Here is a 17,169-nt window from a genome sequence, read left to right on the forward strand (position 1 = left end):
CCGTCGCATGTTTCACGCGGGGCGCGACGCTACACTGCGCGGCCCTTCCCAAGCCAAGGCCTGCCAATGTCCGTCGATGCTTTCCTGAAGCGCCTGCGCGAAGCGCCCGAGCAGATTGAATTCTCCGAGACCATCGCCGTGATCGACGGCGCCTACGACTACACCCCGACCGCGTTCCGCAATGGCGATCTCCGCAACGAAGCCGGACAGAACGCCGGCTCGTGCAAGCTGTTCTCGTTCGCCCAGCTACAGGGCCTCACCGAAGCCGAAACGCTCGCCTGCTTCGGCCGCTACTACCGCGACGACGTCCTGAAGAATCCCGACGGCACCGATCACCAGAACATCCGCAATTTCATGCGGACGGGGTGGGCGGGCGTTTCGTTCGCACAGCTTGTGCTGCAGACGAAGCTGTAGAGGCGATACGGCGGCAGGGACTACGGCTCACAACCTCTGGGTCAGGCCGAGGCTTGTTGGCGGTTGATGCCCTCAAGGAAGCGAAGCGGCGCGGATTTCTTGCAGCTACATTGCGCGCCCTTACTCGCAGCTCGCGATGCGCCGCGAACCACTGAGCGCCGAAGGGCAGCAGGCGGAAGAAATTCCCAAAAATATTTACTCCGCCCCCTTTTCTCGCACCGCTGTTAGTTCAGAAGTAGCTTGTGCATGAACGCAGAAACTTCTGCATGTAATTCGGGCTTGTAACGGATTAATGCCTTGCAGGCTTCTTTCCAGACGTAACCTTGATCTTCGCCAAGGCGTTCTGCTAGGACGAATAGTTCTTCATGGGCGCCGTGCACAACGGCAGCAGCCACTGCTTCGGTGGCCGTATCTTCTGGGACAAATGAAAAGGCTTCTGCAATTGCATGATCGCCTAAGGCCTCGAGTGCCGTTAAGACGTATCGTTCTGGTGAGCTCTCCCCGGGTAAAAAATTCGTACGTTGGGCGAACCAGTCGGCCGCTTGAACATGATCTCGTTGTGCTACTAAGCCCTTGAATCTTGCCTCATGCTTAGAAAAAGTCGGCCTTTGATCGCCGTCTAAGAAGGCACAGACCCTGGCCGTAGGATCATCGGTAAAACGCGCTGCAAGTCGACTAATTACTGCTGAATGAGAGCCGACCGCGACAATTCTGGTGCGTGCCGAAAATGAGAAACCCAATGTGGCTTTAAGTAAGCTGGCTGCCACGTCGTCTTCCACATATGCGGTTATCTCGCCGCTGTTTCTATCTGCAAGGCGGCCTGCTGCGTATGCGGCCGCTACGCCAGTCAAAATTGATGTCTTCTCGTTTGACGCTGTGACTAAGAAACGGCCCTCCGGAGGAAGGCAGGAAAGGATAGTTGCAGAATGTGTGGTGCAGATGATTTGTATCTTGCGTACTAGTGCAAGCCGCGAGAGTTCGCGAATGAGATTGCGCTGCGCGGATTCATGAAGGCCTAGCTCTATTTCGTCGACAAGAAACAGAGTGCCTTCGGGTGCTGCCCATATCGCGGCAAAGAGCTCAAAGAGCGCTTTTTCGCCCGCGCCCATGTTGAACCCTGTATAGCTATTTCCGTTGCATTTAACCGCCGGCAGTCGGTACTTTCCGTAGTTGTGGATCTCAAAGTCGTCGTAGGGCAGGCTGAGTGTCCTCGACACCGACGTCCGCGTGTTGTCTTCCCAGCCAGCGCGTTCGTTTTTGGAGAAACGGTAGCGATAGCTTTTGTACACACTTCGCTCGGAGGGAGGGACGATCCGCTCTATGCCGAGATATGCAACTGGCCGCCGGACCCTTTTATCGTAGTCGTTCCATTTTCCGGCCCGCTTCTTTGAACGGACTTGCCTAAGAGCTCCGACACCATCTGGCGCCTGCGGATGCGGCTTCCAGCGGTTGTGGAATATTTCGTATTCGATCTCTATGCCATCGATAGCCAATTCGCTTCCCGACTGTATAAAGAAGTCCGAGAAGGTGTAATAGGGCAACCGACGATCAGGCAACTTCCAGCCATTTTTTCCGTTGTGGAATGCGCAAGCGGCAGCCGCGAGCAGCGTGCTTTTGCCGCAGCCATTTTTCCCGGCAATTGCTGAAATCGGATATTGAAACCTGATCTCGCAGGGTTTGAGTCCGCGGAGAGAGCCAGTCTTAAGTGTTACGGCGAAAAGGGAGGCCCGCGAAGGATCGCTAGTGAACCAGCCTAGGTTTTTCCGCTCCACATCAGAATAGCGATGGCTCATCGTCACGGCTTTTATGTGCGATAGGCATCCTTGCCGAGGGCTTCCCGTGGATTACAAAGTTGCCGAGTTATTTCACTAAAAATGCGTGAGCTGTGCGAGCACAGCCCACTATGGAGAGTGAATTTACCGTATGTTTGGCGGCTGAATTAGCTCCGCGCCGGACTTAATCCCAGCTTAAAGCCCCACCCGTCTGATACTCCGTCACGCGCGTTTCGAAGAAGTTCTTTTCCTTCTTGAGGTCGAGCACTTCGCTCATCCACGGGAACGGATTTTCGGCGCCGGGGTAGAGGGGCTTGAGGCCGATCTGGGCGCAGCGGCGGTTGGCGATGAACTTCATGTACTCGTTGAACATGCTGGCGTTCAGGCCGAGCACGCCGCGCGGCATGGTGTCGTGCGCGTAGCGGATTTCGAGGTCGGTCGCTTCCCGGATCATCTTCAGCGCTTCTTCCTGGAAGGCCGTCGTCCACAGGTGCGGGTTTTCGATCTTGATCTGGTTGATCACGTCGATGCCGAAGTTCATGTGCATCGCTTCGTCACGCATGATGTACTGGATCTGCTCGGAGACGCCGACCATCTTGTTGCGGCGGCCGAAGCTGAGCAGCTGCACGAAGCCGACGTAGAAGAAGATGCCTTCGAAGACGACGTAGAAGGCGATCATGTCGCGCAGCAGGCGCTGGTCGGCTTCCGGGGTGCCGGTCTGGAACGCCGGGTCGCCGAGCGACTGCGTGTACGGCAGGGCCCAGGCGGCCTTGTCGTGGATGCTCGGGATCTCGCGGTACATGTTGAACACTTCCGCTTCGTCCAGGCCCAGCGATTCGATGCAGTACTGGTAGGCGTGCGTGTGGATCGCTTCTTCGAAGGCCTGGCGCAGGATGTACTGGCGGCATTCCGGATTGGTGATCAGGCGGTAGACCGCCAGCACGAGGTTGTTGGCGACCAGCGAGTCGGCGGTGCTGAAGAAGCCGAGCGAGCGCTTGATGATGGTGCGCTCGTCCTCGGTCAGGCCCTGCGGGTCCTGCCACATGGCAATGTCCGCGGACATGTTGATTTCCTGCGGCATCCAGTGGTTGTTGCAGGCGTCGAGGTACTTCTCCCAGGCCCACTTGTACTTGAACGGCACCAGCTGGTTGAGGTCGGCGTGGCAGTTGATGATCTTCTTGTCGTCAACGCGGATGCGGCTGGCGCCCATCTGCACGTCTTCGAGGCCGGTCGCGCCGGCCGCCGCGGAATGTGCGGCATGCGTCATCGGCGGCACCGGCATCTTGGCGGCCGGGGCAGCGGGGGTGTTCGTGGCGGGGGTATCGTCCCAGGTCAGCATTTCTTCTCTCCATGTGCCGGGCAGCGTTGCCCGGTGGTCCGGTTGTTTGTTCGTGGCGCTTTGGCTGCGCCTGCGGCTTGTTAGGCCCTGAATGCCGGCATTTGCCGGCTTTTCCCCGGCCGGACACCGCAGGGCGAAGGCCAGCTTCGCGCGGGTGTGGCGGCAGCTAAGAGTGCTCCGCGGTCCCGGGCGAGTCAAGCAAAAAATACTACGGGTTGTGGCTCGACCCCACTTCGGCTTCTACATATTGTGATTGGTCACAAGTTTTCCCGGCCTTGCCCCCAACTTGTGCACAGCTTTGTCCTCAGGCGCCAGAATGGGGCGCCGGCGGAAGGGCAGGCTGCAAGACGGGGCGGGCGCGGGCGGATCGGCCGCCCCCGGGCTCAGGCCGGGCCGCCGTAGCCGCGGGCGACGAGCACGATCAGCAGCGTGATGACGGCGATCGCCGTGAGCTGCACATGCACCAGCACGCGCGTCGAGCGCAGCTCGGTCTCGGCGGGCAGAGCGCCACTGGCTTCCAGCGCGCGCCGCCAGCGGATGAAGCGCACGGTCGGCAGCAACGAGAGCAGGGCGGCAAGCACGAACAGGCCGACCATGCCGTGGAACAGGCCGTTGTGCCAGTAGTAGTCGGCGCCCTTGGCGCCGTGCCAGACGCGCGCCAGCCCGGTGATGAAGACGAGCGCGGCCATGATGCCGTACAGGCGGTCGACGCGCGGCAGCAGGCGCACGGCGTCCGGCGTGCCGCCGATCTTCAGCAGATACAACTCGGTGACGGCGGCGCCGGTCATCATCCAGACGGCGAGGTAGTGCAGCCACGGCAGGGCGACGGTGCTGGCCATGAAAGGCTCCGGTTGGTGGCTCGTCGAGTCTGGAAGGCCTTATGGCGGCGCGGAAGCGCGGGGCCGGAAGGCGCTGGCACAATGCGGTACGGGCCGCTGCGGCCGTTATGGAGATGGTACGTGAAGAATCTGCGGAAGTCGGCGTGGTGCTGGACGCTGGGTGCCGCGCTGGTCGCCGGCGGCGCGCATGCGGCCGACGCGACCGTGTCGGTCGCGCCAGTGACGGCGGCGCAAGGCGTGTCGATGCCGGCGCTGCCGAAGCTGCAACAGCCGGCGCCGCGGCTGTGGATTTCCGGCCAGCCGGCCCCGGCGCAGTTCGAGCAGCTGCCGGCCTCGGGCATCCGCCGCGTCATCAATCTGCGGCCGGCCGGCGAGACGCCGGATTTCGACGAGGCCGGGGCCGCGCAACGGCTGGGCCTCGTCTACCGCAGCCTGCCGATCGCCGGCGCCGACGATCTCTCGCTCGTCAACGTCCGCGCGCTCGATGCGCTGCTGGCGGAAGCCCCGGACACGCCGACGCTGTTGCACTGCGCGAGCGGCAACCGGGTCGGGGCGTTGATGGGGTTGCGCGCCGCCTGGCTGCAGGGGCGCCCGGTGAGCGATGCGCTGGCGATCGGCCGTGCGCATGGTCTGGCGTCGCTGGAACCCGTCGTTGCGCAACTGCTCGCGCGCGGCATCCAGACCGCGCCCTGAACACTTGCGCCGAGTCGGCGCGTTCGTCGCTTCGCCGGTTGTTTCAGCGTTGCGCTTTCGCGCAGGCCCGGGCGAGGGACGCCGCAGCGCGGTAACGCTGGCGCCGCGATCGGCCATGAAAAAGGCCGCCCCGAAGGGCGGCCTTTTCGTTTGCAGCAGGCGCTTCGACAACGCGCTTACTGGCAGGCCTCGCAGTCCGGATCGAGGATCGAGCAGACCTTGGCGCTGCCGGTGCCGGCTTCGAGTGTCGGCAGCACGATCGGCTCGGCATCGGCCACGACCGGCTTCGGCGCGGCCGGGGCGGACGGCTTGGCGGCGATGCCGCCGCCGGCGCCGGCCTTGCCGACGGCGTTCAGGCGGTTGTCCTGGATCGTCGTCTTCTCGGCGTGCGTGGCGCCCAGCGTGCGCAGGTAGTACGTGGTCTTCAGGCCGGACAGCCAGGCGTGCTTGTAGAGCTCGTCCAGCTTCTTGCCCGAGGGCTGCGCCATGTACAGGTTCAGCGACTGCGCCTGGTCGATCCACTTCTGGCGGCGGCTGCCGGCATCGACGAGGCGCTTGGCGTCGACCTCGAACGCGCACTTGTAGATCTCCTTCAGCTCCTGCGGGATGCGGTCGATCTTCTGCACCGAGCCGTCGAAGTACTTGAGGTCGTGCGCCATGACCTCGTCCCACAGGCCGAGCTTCTTGAGGTCGTTGACGAGGTATTCGTTGACGACCGTGAACTCGCCCGAGAGGTTCGACTTGACGTAGAGGTTCTGATACGTCGGCTCGATCGACTGCGACACGCCGGTGATGTTGGCGATGGTCGCGGTCGGCGCGATCGCCATCGTGTTGCTGTTGCGGATGCCGGTGGCGCGGATCTGCCCGCGCAGCGCGTTCCAGTCGAAACGGCCGGACTCGCGGGTGTCCTGCTGCAGGTACTGCTCGCCGCGCGCCTTGGCGAGGATCCGGATCGAATCGATCGGCAGGATGCCCTGATCCCACAGCGAGCCCTTGAAGCTCGAGTACGCACCGCGCTCGATGGCGAGGTCGGCCGAGGACTTGATCGCGTAGTAGCTGATCGCTTCCATCGACTCGTCGGCGAACTGGATCGCCGCTTCCGACTCGTACGGCAGGCGCAGCTTGTAGAGCGCGTCGTTGAAGCCCATCACGCCGAGGCCGACCGGACGGTGGCGCAGGTTGGAGTTACGCGCCGTGGCCACCGAGTAGTAGTTGTAATCGATGACGTTGTCGAGCATGCGCATCGCGGTGCGCACGGTCTTCTCCAGCTTGACGAGGTCGAGCGTGCCGTCAGCGCCGATGTGCGACGGCAGGTTGACGGAGCCGAGGTTGCAGACCGCGATCTCCTGGCCGGCCTTGGTGTTCAGCGTGATCTCGGTGCACAGGTTCGACGAGTGCACGACGCCGACGTGCTGCTGCGGCGAGCGCAGGTTGCACGGGTCCTTGAACGTGATCCACGGATGGCCGGTTTCGAACAGCATCGACAGCATCTTGCGCCACAGGTTGAGGGCGGGGATGCGCTTGAAGTTCTTGATGCGGCCCTCGTCGGCGAGGCGCTCGTACTCCGTGTACTTCCTCTCGAAGGCCTCGCCGATCAGATCGTGCAGGTCCGGCGTCTCTTCGGGCGAGAACAGCGTCCACGGGCCTTCTTCCATCACCCGCTTCATGAACAGGTCCGGCACCCAGTTGGCCGTGTTCATGTCGTGCGTGCGGCGGCGGTCATCGCCGGTGTTCTTGCGCAGTTCGAGGAATTCCTCGATGTCGCGGTGCCAGGTTTCCAGATACGCGCACAGCGCGCCCTTGCGCTTGCCGCCCTGGTTGACGGCGACGCAGGTGTCGTTGGCGACCTTGAGGAACGGCACCACGCCGTTGCTCTTGCCGTTGGTGCCCTTGATCCAGCCGCCCATGCCGCGCACCGGCGTCCAGTCGTTGCCGAGGCCGCCGGCAAACTTGGACAGCATCGCGTTGTCGTGGATCGCGCCGAAGATGCCGTGCAGGTCGTCCGGCACCTGCGTCAGGTAGCAGCTCGACAGCTGCGGACGCAGCGTGCCGGAGTTGAACAGCGTCGGCGTGCTCGACATGAAGTCGAAGCTCGACAGCAGCGTGTAGAACTCGATCGCGCGCGCTTCGCGGTCGATCTCGTTGATGGCCAGGCCCATCGCCACGCGCATGAAGAACGCCTGCGGCAGCTCGAAGCGCGTCTTGTTGCTGTGGATGAAGTAGCGGTCGTACAGCGTCTGCAGGCCGAGATAGTCGAACTTGCCGTCGCGGTCGGCGAGCAGCGCCTTGCCGAGCGCGTCGAGGTCGTAGAGCGCGAGCTTGGGGTCGAGCAGTTCGAGCTCGACGGCCTTGTGGATGTAGGCGCGGAAGTAGTCCGGGTAGATCGCCTTCATTTCCTCGAAGGTCGGCCGCGTCTCCGGCATGCCGAGGAACTTCAGCGCCTCGTGGCGCATGGCGTCGAGCAGCAGGCGCGAGGAGACGTAGGTGTAGTTCGGCTCCTTCTCGATGCGCGCGCGGGCGGCGAGCGTCAGCGCCTGGCTCAGCTCGGCTTCCGGAATGCCGTCGTAGAGGTCGCGCAGCGCGGCGACGACGATCTCCTCGGCGTTGACGTTGGCGAAGCCGGCGCAGGCCTCGCTGACGAGGCGGTGCATGCGGGCCTCGTCGAGCGCCACGACGCTGCCGTCGTCGCGCTTGACGCTGATCGCCGGCTTGGCGGCGTCGGCCGGCGCGGCCTTGGCGGCTTCGGCGGCGCGCTTGCGGGTCTGTTCCTCGCGGTACAGCACGTAGGCGCGCGCGATCTTGTGCTCGCCGGCGCGCATCAGCGCCAGTTCGACGTGATCCTGGATGTCCTCGATATGCAGCGTGCCGCCGCCGGCCATGTTGCGCGTCAGCGCGGCCTGCACCGACTGCGTGATCTGCTCGACCTTCTCGCGCACGGCGGCCGAAGCCGCGGCGGCGCCGCCTTCGACGGCGAGGAAGGCCTTGGTGATGGCGACGGAAATCTTCTTGGCGTCGAAGCTGGTGAGCTTGCCGTTGCGGCGGATCACCTTGATACCGCCCGGCGCGGTCGCCGCGACTTCCGCGGTGCTGACCAGCGTGTCCGGCGGGGTGCGGTGGCTTTCGACGGGCGAGGCGGTGGTTTGTGTCAGCATTTTTTGTGTCCCCTTCGAAATGAATCGGTCCCGGCCTGGGTTCCAGAGCGGGTGCCAGGTGCGCGCGTTCCTCGCTTATTTCCGTGGGAGCAGGGTGACGCGTGGCAGTGTCGCAAGACTAGGCTGCGCGCCTACGAGCGTCAACCGATTTTTCAACATGTTGTGTCTGGCCGAGTCATGAACCCCAATGGCTTGTGTCATCGCGGTGCAATACAGGTTCAAAACTTGTGCATAAGCTCGGGACAATCCGGCTTTGCCGACCGCAAACAGATACTTAGCGGCGCACGCCGGGCGCCGGGCCAGCGTCGATGCGGAATCGGCCGGCAAAAGCCCGGTTCCATGCGCGTTCCACTGGCTGCAGTGATGTGACAATAGATCGATCATCGTTGCATTGAATGTCAGTAAATCTCCGACGCCGGCGGTCTTGGGCGGCGAAACTCGCGTTCTCGGTCACAGGCTTCGCCCCGATACGGCGTAACGGCCGGTCGTTCCTTTCGTGACGCAGATCGCGCGGAGAAAGATCACGAGGCGCCTGTCGCGCAGATGGCGCCGGCGGCCAGGCGCGTGGCGGTCAGGGTCGCGGCCTGCCGCCACTGCACGCGACGACGGGTTCCCGCGGAACTGGCGTGCCGGCGGTGTCGCATGCCGGCACGGTGCGCGGCCGCACGGTCCAAACGTCGGGCGGTGGAGGCGGTCCGGCGGTCGCGCCGGGGGGAGAACGCCCCGGCGGCCGGCGCTCCTGGCGGGCTACGGCGCTGTTCGCCGGCTCAGGGCGCGGCCTGGCTGACGACGGCCTGGCTGACCACAGTGCTGGCCGGCGCGTCGCCGCCGGCGCTCGACCAGCCGCCGCCGAGCGCGCGGATCAGCGCGACGCTGGCGCGCAGGCGGCTGGTTTCGAGCCCGACGCTGTCGCGCTGCGTCGACAGGGCCGCGGTCTGCGCACTGGTCACTTCCAGATAGCTGGCGGCGCCTTCGCGGTAGCGCGTCATCGCATAGTCGACCGACTGCTGCGCCGCGGCGACGGCCTGCGCCTCGTCCTCGGCGGCGGTGCGGTAGCGCGACAGCAGCGCGAGGTTGTCCTCGACCTGCGCGAACGCGGCGAGCGCAGTGGCGCGGTAGCGGGCGCCGGCTTCGTCGAGCGCGGCGCGCGCCTGACGCACCTGCGCCTCGCGCAGGCCGCCGTTGAACAGCGTCAGCGCCAGATTCGGCCCGGCCGACCAGAACAGATTGGAGGCCTTGAACCAGTCGGTGCGCTCATAGCTGGCGTAACCGATCGTGCCGCCGAGGCTCAGCGTCGGGAACCAGGCGGCGCGGGCGATGCCGACGCCGGCATTGGCCTGCGCGGTGCGGCGTTCGGCGGCGGCGATGTCCGGGCGGCGCTGCAGCAGCGTCGCCGGCACGTCGGCCGGCACGTCCGGCAGGCTCAGGTGCGCGGTGCGCGGCGCGATCGCGAAGCTCGACGGCGAGGCGCCGACCAGCACGGCGATGGCGTGTTCGAGCACGGCACGGCGTGCTGCCGTGGTCGAAATCTGCGCCCTTGCGGTCTGCAGCTGGGTGCGGGCGCGGGCGACGTCGAGGCCCGACGCGGCGCCGGCGGCCTGCCGTGACTGCGTCAGCGCCAGCGCCTTTTCGTAGGCGACGACGGTGTCCTGCAGCAGCTGCTGCTCGATGTCGAGGCCGCGCAGCTGGATGTAGCTGTCGGCCAGCTCCGCCTGCAGCGACAGGCGCGCCGATTCCAGATCCGCGGCGGCCGCGGCGAGGCTGGCGTCGCCGGCCTTCACGGTATTGCGCACACGGCCCCAGAGATCGAGCTCGTAGCTGGCCGACAGACCGAGCGTGTTGTTGCCGTAGTAGTCGGGCAGCGCGCCGGTCGGCGGTTGCAGGTCCGAACTGCGGTCGCGTTCGACTTTGCCGCCGAGCGAGAAGCTCGGGAACAGCGCGGCACGCGACTGGTCGCGATAGGCGCTGGCCTGCTCGTAGCGCGCCAGCGCCGCGGCGAGGTCCGGGCTGTTCAGGGCGAGGCGTTCGGCCAGCGCGTTCAGCTCGGCGTCGCCGTAGCGCGTCCACCAGGCGCCGCGCGGCAGGTGATCGGCCGGCGCGGCCGGCGTCCAGCCGTCGGCGGCGACTTCCTTGTAATGCTCGGCGAGCGGCACGGCCGGCACTTCGTACTTCGGCGCGAACGAACAGGCGGCGAGCGCCGCCAGGCCCAGCGTGACGACGGCCGGGCGCGCGGCGGCGGGCGGGCGGCGCATCGCGCTCAACCCTTCTTCGCGGTGCCGGCCGGCGCCGCGGCCTTGTCGTCCGCCGGCTTCTCGGCGACGCGCACGGGGTCGCCTTCGAGCAGCGAGTCGGGCGGGCTGTCGATGATGCGGGCGCCGTCGTCGAGACCGGATACCTCGACGACCTTGCCGAGGTCGCGGGTGATCGTCACCGGCTTCATCGCCACCTTGCCGTCGGCGCCGAGCGTCGCGACCTGCATGCCGTCGGCGTTGAAGATCAGGGTGCTCGCCGGAATCGTCGCGCCGACCGCGCGGCCCGGCAGTTCGAGGCTGACGTCGGCGTAGCCGCCCGGCAGCAGCGCGCCGTCGGCGTTGTCGACCACCATCTGCACCAGCGCGCCGCCGGACGTGGCGCTGACCGCGCGCGCCATGCTCTCGATGCGGGCGTCGAAGTGGCGGCCGGGCTGTTCCGGCACGCTCAGCGTCGCGGCCTGGCCGATCTGGATCGACGGCACGTAGACCTGCGGCACCTGCGCGTACAGGCGCAGGCGCTGCGTGTCGGCGACGATGAACAGCGGGCTGCCGCCGCCGGCCGTGATCAGCGCGCCGACGTCGGTGTTGCGCGCGGTGACGACGCCGTCGAACGGCGCGACCACGCGCTTGAAGCCTTGCGTGGCGACCAGGCGCTCGAGATTGGCGCGCGCCGATTGGGCGGCCGCGTCCTTGACCGCAGCGTCGCCGGTCTTTTCGTCGACTTCCTGCTTCGATACCGCGTCGGTGCCGAGCATCGACTGCCAGCGCTTGGCGGTGCTGCGCGCCAGCTCGGCGTCGGCCTCGGCCTTGGCGAGATCGGCGCGCGCCTGCGCGAGCTGCTGGTCGAGTTCCGGCGTCTCGATTTCGGCGAGCACCTGGCCGGCCTTCACCGGCGCGCCGATGTCGACGGTCCAGCGCTTCAGGTAGCCGCTGGCGCGCGCGTACAGCGGCGCCTGCGCGTAAGCCTCGAGGCGGCCCGGCAGCTGCAGCGCGGCGGCGGCGCCGAGCGGCTGCGGCTGCACGACGGCGACCGTCGGAATGGCGTTCTCGGCGGTCCAGGCGCGCAGCTCGCTGGCGCTGCGCGCGCGCGTCGTCAGGCCGATCGCGACGATCGCCAGCAGCACGATGGCCGCGACGATCGCCGCGGTGCGCAGGCCGCGCGGCGCGGCGGGGGCGGTGTTAAGGGGCGACATGGGCTACTCCCGCAGGTGCGGACGGTGAGGGCGTGGCGCGGCCGTGGCGCGCGTGGACGATGCTGAAGACGACCGGCACGAAGATCAGCGTGGCGGCGGTGGCGAACATCAGGCCGCCGATCACGGCGCGGCCTAGCGGCGCGTTCTGCTCGCCGCCCTCGCCGAGGCCGAGCGCCATCGGCGTCATGCCGATGATCATCGCCAGCGCCGTCATCAGCACCGGGCGGAAGCGCACGAAGCCGGCTTCCAGCGCCGCCTGCACGGCGTCGCCGCTGTGGGCCAGGCGCTCGCGCGCGAAGCTGATGACGAGGATCGAGTTGGCGGTCGACACTCCCATGCACATGATCGCGCCGGTCAGTGCCGGCACCGACAGCGTGGTGTGGGTCGTGAACAGCATCCAGACGATGCCGGCGAGCGCGGCCGGCAGCGCCGTGACGATGACGAAGGGATCGGACCAGGACTGGAAGTTGACGACGATCAGGAAGTAGATCAGCACCACGGCGCCGAGCAGGCCGAACAGCAGGCCGGAGAAAGCCTGGTTCATCGTCTGCACCTGGCCGCGCAGCGTCACGGTCGTGGCGCGCGGCGCATCGCCGGCCGCGGCGTCGACGAGCTTCTGGATGTCGGCGGCCACGGCGCCGAGGTCGCGGCCCTGCGGCGTCGCGTAGAGGTCGACGACCGACATGATGTCGCGGTGCGAGACCACGGCGTCGGTGGCGCCGCGCCGGATCGTCGCCAGGCTGCCGAGGATCTGCGTGCCGCTGCCGGTCGCGATCGGCAGCGACTGCAGGTCGGACAGCGAGTCGAGCCGGTACTGCGGCACCTGCGCGACGATCGGATAGGACACGCCGTTCTGCGGATTCAGCCAGAAGGTCGGCGAGACCTGATTGGTGCCGACCAGCGAGATCACCATGCTGTTGGTGACGTCGCGGGCGGTCGCGCCGAGCTGCTGCGCGCGCGAGCGATCCATCGCGAGTTCCAGCGTCGGGTAGCGCTGCGACTGCTGGATGCGCGCGTCGGCGACGCCCGGCACCGCACGCAGCTGGCGCAGCAGCGTGCGCGCGTAGGCGTAGTTGGCGTCGCTGTTGGGGCCGCGGATCTGCAGGTCGATCGGCGCTGGCGCGCCGAAGTTGAGGATCTGGCTGACGATGTCGGCCGGCAGGAACGAGAAGGTCACGCCCGGGAACTGCCGCGGCAGCGTCTCGCGCAGCTGCTGCACGTATTCGGCGGTCGGGCGGTGTCCGGCCTTCAGCGCGACCTGGATGTCGCCGTCCTGCGGGCCGATCGTGCCGGTGTTGTTGTAGGTCACGTTGATGCCCGAGATCGGCAGGCCGACGTTGTCGGCGATCGCCGCCAGTTCGTCGGGCGGGATGATCTTCTTGATGGCCTCGGCGATGTGCGCGAAGGTCTGCGATGTCTCTTCCAGGCGCGTGCCGATCGGCGCGCGGGCGTGGATCAGGATCGCGCCGGAATCGACTGACGGAAAGAAGTTGCGGCCGAGCAGCGGTACCAGCAGGAACGACAGCGCGATGAAGGCGAGGAAGCCCGGCACGAACACGCGGCGCTGCCGCAGCGCCAGCGCCAGCAGACCGTGGTAGCCGTCGCGGAAGCGCTCGAAGCGCGCCTCGAAGCCGCGCTGGAAGCGCACCAGCGGATTGCGCGACGGCGGCAGCGCGGCGTCGTTGCCGTGCAGGTCGGTGTGCGGCGCGTGCGGCTTGAGCAGGTACTTGGCCATCGTCGGCACCAGCGTGCGCGACAGCAGGAACGAGCAGACCATCGCGAACATCACCGCCATCGCCATCGGCACGAACAGGAAGCGGGCGACGCCTTCGAGGAAGAACATCGGCACGAACACGATGCAGATGCACAGCAGCGACACGAACGCCGGCGTGACGATCTGCTGCGCGCCGTCGAGGATCGCGGTTTCGACGTCCTTGCCCTGTTCGAGATGCCAGTTGATGTTCTCGATCGTCACCGTGGCATCGTCGACGAGGATGCCGACCGCCAGCGCCAGGCCGCCGAGCGTCATGATGTTCAGCGTCTCGCCGGCCAGCGACAGCAGCGAGATCGCGCCGAGCACCGACAGCGGGATCGACACGGCGATGATGGCGGTCGAGCGCCACGAGCCGAGGAACAGCAGGATCATCAGGCTGGTCAGCGCCGCCGCCAGCGCGCCCTCGTGCAGCACGCCGTTGACGGCTCCGCGCACGAACAGCGACTGGTCGCCGATCAGGTCCATCTTCAGCCCGTCCGGCACCAGCGATGCCAGCGAGCCGACGCGGGCGCGAATGCCGTCGACGATGTCGAGCGTCGAGATCGCGCCGTTCTTGAACACGGTCAGCAGCACCGAGCGGCCGCCGTTGACGTGCACGATATTGGTCTGCACGGCGTTGCCGTCGTGCACCAGGGCAACATCGCGCATGTAGACGTTGGTGCCGCCGACCGCCTTGATCGGCAGGTCGTTCAGCTCGTCGAAGCCGAGCGGCGCGTTGTTGAGCTTCACCGTGTAGTCGAAGACGCCGATCTTCTGCGTGCCGACCGGCAGGATCAGGTTCTGCGCGGCGAGTGCGTTCGACACGTCCTGCGGCGACAGGCCGCGCGCCTGCAACTTGGCGTTGTCGATGTCGATCATGATCTGGCGCGTCTTGCCGCCGAACGGGAACGGCACTGCCGCGCCTGGCACGGTGACCAGCTGCGTGCGGATCGTGTTCATCGCCAGGTCGCCGAGGTTCTGCTCGGAGAAGCCGGCGCCGGACAGCGCGAGCTGGATGATCGGCACCGTCGAGGCGTTGTAGTTGAGGATCAGCGGCGGCGTGACGCCGGCCGGCATCTGCTTGAGCAGCGTCTGCGCGATCGCCGTGACCTGGGCGTTGGCGGTCTGGATGTTGACCGTCGGCTGGAAGAAGATCTTGACGATGCCGAAGCCGACCATCGAGTTCGATTCGATGTGCTCGATGTCGTTGACGGTGGTCGTCAGCGCACGCTCGAACTGCGTCGTCATGCGGCCCGCCATCTGGTCCGGCGGCAGGCCGGAGTACTGCCAGACGACGGCGATCACCGGAATGCGGATTTCCGGGAAGATGTCGGTCGGCGTGCGCAGGTAGGACAGCGGCCCGACGATCAGGATCAGCAGCGCCAGCACGACGAACGTATACGGGCGCGACAGTGCGATTCTGACCAGACCCTGCATGAGGTGATCCGTGTAGAGGCGGGCGGGCCCGGCAGTATGGGCGCGGGGCCTTAGCGCAGTCCTGTCCCGTTCATGAAGAAAAAGTCATCTGTGCGACGGCTCGCGCGGGTGACGCCAGACCGGCGCCGGCGCCGTTGCCGGCGCTGCACCGCGCGTCAGGCGGCGCCGGAGAGGTCGCGCGGCACGCAGTACAGCGACACGCGGGCACCGCCGTGCTCGCTTTCGCCGATTTCGAGGCGGAAGCCGTGCAGGCGCATGATCGCCGAGACGATGCTGAGGCCGAGGCCGGAGCCGGGCAGGTGGCGCATGCAGTCGCTGCGATAGAAGCGCTGCAGGACCGCTTCGCGTTCGCCGGGCGGAATGCCGGGGCCGCTGTCGACCACGCAGAGTTTGGCGCCGCCGTCGTAGGGGCGCAGGCGCATGCGGATCGCGCCGCCGGGCGGGGTGAACTTGACGGCGTTGCTGAGCAGATTGCTGATCGCCTCGAACAGCAGCTCGCGGTCGGCGGGGATCGCCGGCAGGGCCTCCTCGATCTCGATCTGCAGCTGCACGTCCTTGTCCTCGGCCAGCGGCGCGTAGAGCTCCTGCAGCTCGCGCACCGTCGCGGCGAGATCGACGTGGCCGAAGCCGGCGCGGCGGCGCAGGTCTTCCATCTCCGAGATGCGCAGCAGCGCGGCGAAGCGGGCCAGCAGCGCGTCGACGTCGTCGATGCAGCGCTCGATGGTCGCGGCGCGCGCATCGGCCGGCGCGGTCTGCGTGCGCAGCCGGTGCAGCTGCGCACGCAGGCGCGTCAGCGGCGTGCGCAGGTCGTGGGCGATGTTGTCGCAGACGCCCTTGACCTCGCCCATCAGGTGTTCGAGCTCGGCGAGCATGGTGTTGACGATCGTCGCCAGCAGATCGAGCTCGTCGCGGCGGCGGCTGACCGGCAGGCGCGCGTCGAGTTGTCCCTGCATGATCGGCTGCACGGCGGCCTCGATCGCGCGCACCCGGCGCAGCGGGCCGCGGCTCAGCAGGTAGCCGCCGATCAGGCCGGGAATCAGCGTCAGCGACAGCGCCCACAGCAGACTCTGGCGCAGGATCAGTCCGACCTGCTCGATGACGTTGGTGCCGCGCGCCAGCACCATCAGTTCGCCGCTCGGCAGGTACAGCGCGAGCGCGCGGGCCGGAAACTCGCCGTCGCGATCGCGCCGCTCGATGCCGTGCGCCAGCAGACGGACGCGGCCGTCGGACGGCAGGCCCTGCGGCGGTCGTCGCAGGTTGCCGCTCAGATAGCGGCCGTCGGGCATGAACAGCCCGTAGGCCATGACGCCCTGCAGATCGATGGCGCTGGCGGCCTTCATCGCCTCCGGCAGGCGCTCGCGTTCGAGGGTCGCGAAGTAGTGGGCGCGCTGTTCGAGGATCTGGTCGACGACCGTCGACAGATAGCTGCGCGTCTCCCAGTGCACGACGCCGATCAGCACCGCGCTCCAGACCACGAACAGCGCGCCGTAGATGACGATCAGCCGCGTCGTCGACGAGCGCCACGACAGGCTCAGCTCGATCGGCGCATCGCTGCCGGATTGTGCCGCCGGCGTGGCCGCGGTCGGTGCGCGCGCCGCCGCGGCCGTGGCGGCGCCGGTCTGCGACGCGACGCTCGCGGCCGGTTCAGCCGGCATCGGCGATCATGTAGCCGGAGCCGCGCACGGTGCGGATCAGCGGCGGCAAGCCGGGGTGGTCGACCTTCTTGCGCAGGCGGCCGATGTGCACGTCGATCAGGTTGGTGCCCGGATCGAAATGGAAGCCCCACACCGTCTCGAAGATCATCATCCGCGTCAGCACCTGGCCGGAGTTGCGCATCATGAATTCCAGCAGGCGGAACTCGGTCGGCAGCAGCTCCAGCTCGTGGCCGGCGCGCCGGGCGGTGCGCGTCATCAGGTTCAGTTCGAGGTCGGCGACGCGCAGCTCGGTGGCCGGTGCGGCGCTGCGCCGGCGGCGCATGAGCACCTCGACCCGGGCCGCCATCTCGTCCGGCGCGAACGGCTTGGTCATGTAGTCATCGCCGCCGGCGCGCAGGCCGCGCACGCGTTCGTCGACATCGGACAGCGCGCTGATCATCAGCACCGGCGTCTCGATGCCGACCTGGCGCATGGTGGTGACGATCGCCAGGCCGTCGAGGCCCGGCAGCATGCGGTCGAGGGTGACGGCGTCGTAGTGCGCACCGACCGCCTTGACGAGGCCGTCGCGACCGTTGTCGACCCAGTCGACCTGGATGCCATGCGCGCCGAGTTCGGCGATGATCTCGCGCGCCGTGACCTCGTCGTCTTCGATCGTCAGAACCCTGGACAT

11 protein-coding genes are annotated in these 17,169 nt (G+C 67.0%); 2 read left to right on the forward strand and 9 right to left on the reverse strand.

Features of this window, described 5'->3' with window-relative positions:
• Positions 1–66 precede the first annotated feature (66 nt).
• Complete coding sequence (locus tag H149_RS0107170; protein ID WP_020649066.1) at positions 67–414, forward strand: HopJ type III effector protein; 348 nt, start codon at positions 67–69, stop codon at positions 412–414.
• A gap of 224 nt (positions 415–638) precedes the next feature.
• Here H149_RS0107170 and H149_RS22645 read toward each other — a convergent pair whose 3' ends face one another.
• The 3 genes from H149_RS22645 to H149_RS0107180 form a co-directional block, all read right to left on the reverse strand.
• Positions 639–2,207 carry an ATP-dependent nuclease gene (locus H149_RS22645; protein ID WP_083930861.1) on the reverse strand — a complete coding sequence of 523 codons (1,569 nt, stop codon included), beginning with the start codon at positions 2,205–2,207 and terminating at the stop codon, positions 639–641.
• 163 nt (positions 2,208–2,370) lie between these two features.
• Positions 2,371–3,525, reverse strand: coding sequence for a ribonucleotide-diphosphate reductase subunit beta (locus H149_RS0107175; RefSeq protein WP_083930862.1), 1,155 nt, complete (start codon positions 3,523–3,525; stop codon positions 2,371–2,373).
• A 383-nt stretch (positions 3,526–3,908) separates the two neighbouring features.
• Entirely contained in the window at positions 3,909–4,364 is a 456-nt protein-coding gene (locus H149_RS0107180) for a DUF2214 family protein (RefSeq protein ID WP_020649068.1), read from the reverse strand.
• 120 nt (positions 4,365–4,484) lie between these two features.
• Between H149_RS0107180 and H149_RS0107185 the strand changes: the two genes are divergently transcribed.
• Entirely contained in the window at positions 4,485–5,057 is a 573-nt protein-coding gene (locus tag H149_RS0107185) for a protein tyrosine phosphatase family protein (protein WP_020649069.1), read from the forward strand.
• Positions 5,058–5,233: 176 nt separating this feature from the next.
• Here H149_RS0107185 and H149_RS0107190 read toward each other — a convergent pair whose 3' ends face one another.
• The 6 genes from H149_RS0107190 to H149_RS0107215 all read right to left on the reverse strand — a co-directional run bounded on the left by H149_RS0107190 (position 5,234) and on the right by H149_RS0107215 (position 17,169).
• Complete coding sequence (locus H149_RS0107190) at positions 5,234–8,209, reverse strand: ribonucleoside-diphosphate reductase subunit alpha (RefSeq protein ID WP_020649070.1); 2,976 nt, start codon at positions 8,207–8,209, stop codon at positions 5,234–5,236.
• A 767-nt stretch (positions 8,210–8,976) separates the two neighbouring features.
• Positions 8,977–10,461, reverse strand: a complete 1,485-nt coding sequence (locus H149_RS0107195; RefSeq protein ID WP_020649071.1) for an efflux transporter outer membrane subunit — start codon at positions 10,459–10,461, stop codon at positions 8,977–8,979.
• Positions 10,462–10,466: 5 nt separating this feature from the next.
• A complete protein-coding gene (locus tag H149_RS0107200; protein WP_020649072.1) occupies positions 10,467–11,654 on the reverse strand; it encodes an efflux RND transporter periplasmic adaptor subunit in 1,188 nt (395 codons plus the stop codon).
• The gene (locus tag H149_RS0107205) at positions 11,641–14,844 is read right to left on the reverse strand and encodes an efflux RND transporter permease subunit (protein WP_020649073.1); all 3,204 of its coding nucleotides are present in this window, start codon (positions 14,842–14,844) and stop codon (positions 11,641–11,643) included. Before H149_RS0107205 ends, H149_RS0107200 begins: the two co-directional genes overlap by 14 nt.
• A gap of 155 nt (positions 14,845–14,999) precedes the next feature.
• Positions 15,000–16,499 carry a sensor histidine kinase gene (locus H149_RS0107210; RefSeq protein WP_020649074.1) on the reverse strand — a complete coding sequence of 500 codons (1,500 nt, stop codon included), beginning with the start codon at positions 16,497–16,499 and terminating at the stop codon, positions 15,000–15,002.
• Complete coding sequence (locus tag H149_RS0107215; protein WP_020649075.1) at positions 16,489–17,169, reverse strand: response regulator transcription factor; 681 nt, start codon at positions 17,167–17,169, stop codon at positions 16,489–16,491. The genes H149_RS0107210 and H149_RS0107215 overlap by 11 nt, the downstream gene beginning before the upstream one ends.

It is taken from the genome of Solimonas variicoloris DSM 15731 (assembly GCF_000382285.1).
Classification (GTDB): domain Bacteria; phylum Pseudomonadota; class Gammaproteobacteria; order Nevskiales; family Nevskiaceae; genus Solimonas; species Solimonas variicoloris.

What these genes read in the sequence shown, in the direction of transcription:
- H149_RS0107180 (WP_020649068.1), bottom strand. Translation starts at nt 4,364, where the DNA reads ATGGCCAGCACCGTCGCCCTGCCGTGGCTGCACTACCTCGCCGTCTGG.
- H149_RS0107195 (WP_020649071.1), bottom strand. Translation starts at nt 10,461, where the DNA reads ATGCGCCGCCCGCCCGCCGCCGCGCGCCCGGCCGTCGTCACGCTGGGC.
- H149_RS0107205 (WP_020649073.1), bottom strand. Translation starts at nt 14,844, where the DNA reads ATGCAGGGTCTGGTCAGAATCGCACTGTCGCGCCCGTATACGTTCGTC.
- H149_RS0107200 (WP_020649072.1), bottom strand. Translation starts at nt 11,654, where the DNA reads ATGTCGCCCCTTAACACCGCCCCCGCCGCGCCGCGCGGCCTGCGCACC.
- H149_RS0107210 (WP_020649074.1), bottom strand. Translation starts at nt 16,499, where the DNA reads ATGCCGGCTGAACCGGCCGCGAGCGTCGCGTCGCAGACCGGCGCCGCC.
- H149_RS0107215 (WP_020649075.1), bottom strand. Translation starts at nt 17,169, where the DNA reads ATGTCCAGGGTTCTGACGATCGAAGACGACGAGGTCACGGCGCGCGAG.
- H149_RS0107170 (WP_020649066.1), top strand. Translation starts at nt 67, where the DNA reads ATGTCCGTCGATGCTTTCCTGAAGCGCCTGCGCGAAGCGCCCGAGCAG.
- H149_RS0107175 (WP_083930862.1), bottom strand. Translation starts at nt 3,525, where the DNA reads ATGCTGACCTGGGACGATACCCCCGCCACGAACACCCCCGCTGCCCCG.
- H149_RS22645 (WP_083930861.1), bottom strand. Translation starts at nt 2,207, where the DNA reads ATGAGCCATCGCTATTCTGATGTGGAGCGGAAAAACCTAGGCTGGTTC.
- H149_RS0107190 (WP_020649070.1), bottom strand. Translation starts at nt 8,209, where the DNA reads ATGCTGACACAAACCACCGCCTCGCCCGTCGAAAGCCACCGCACCCCG.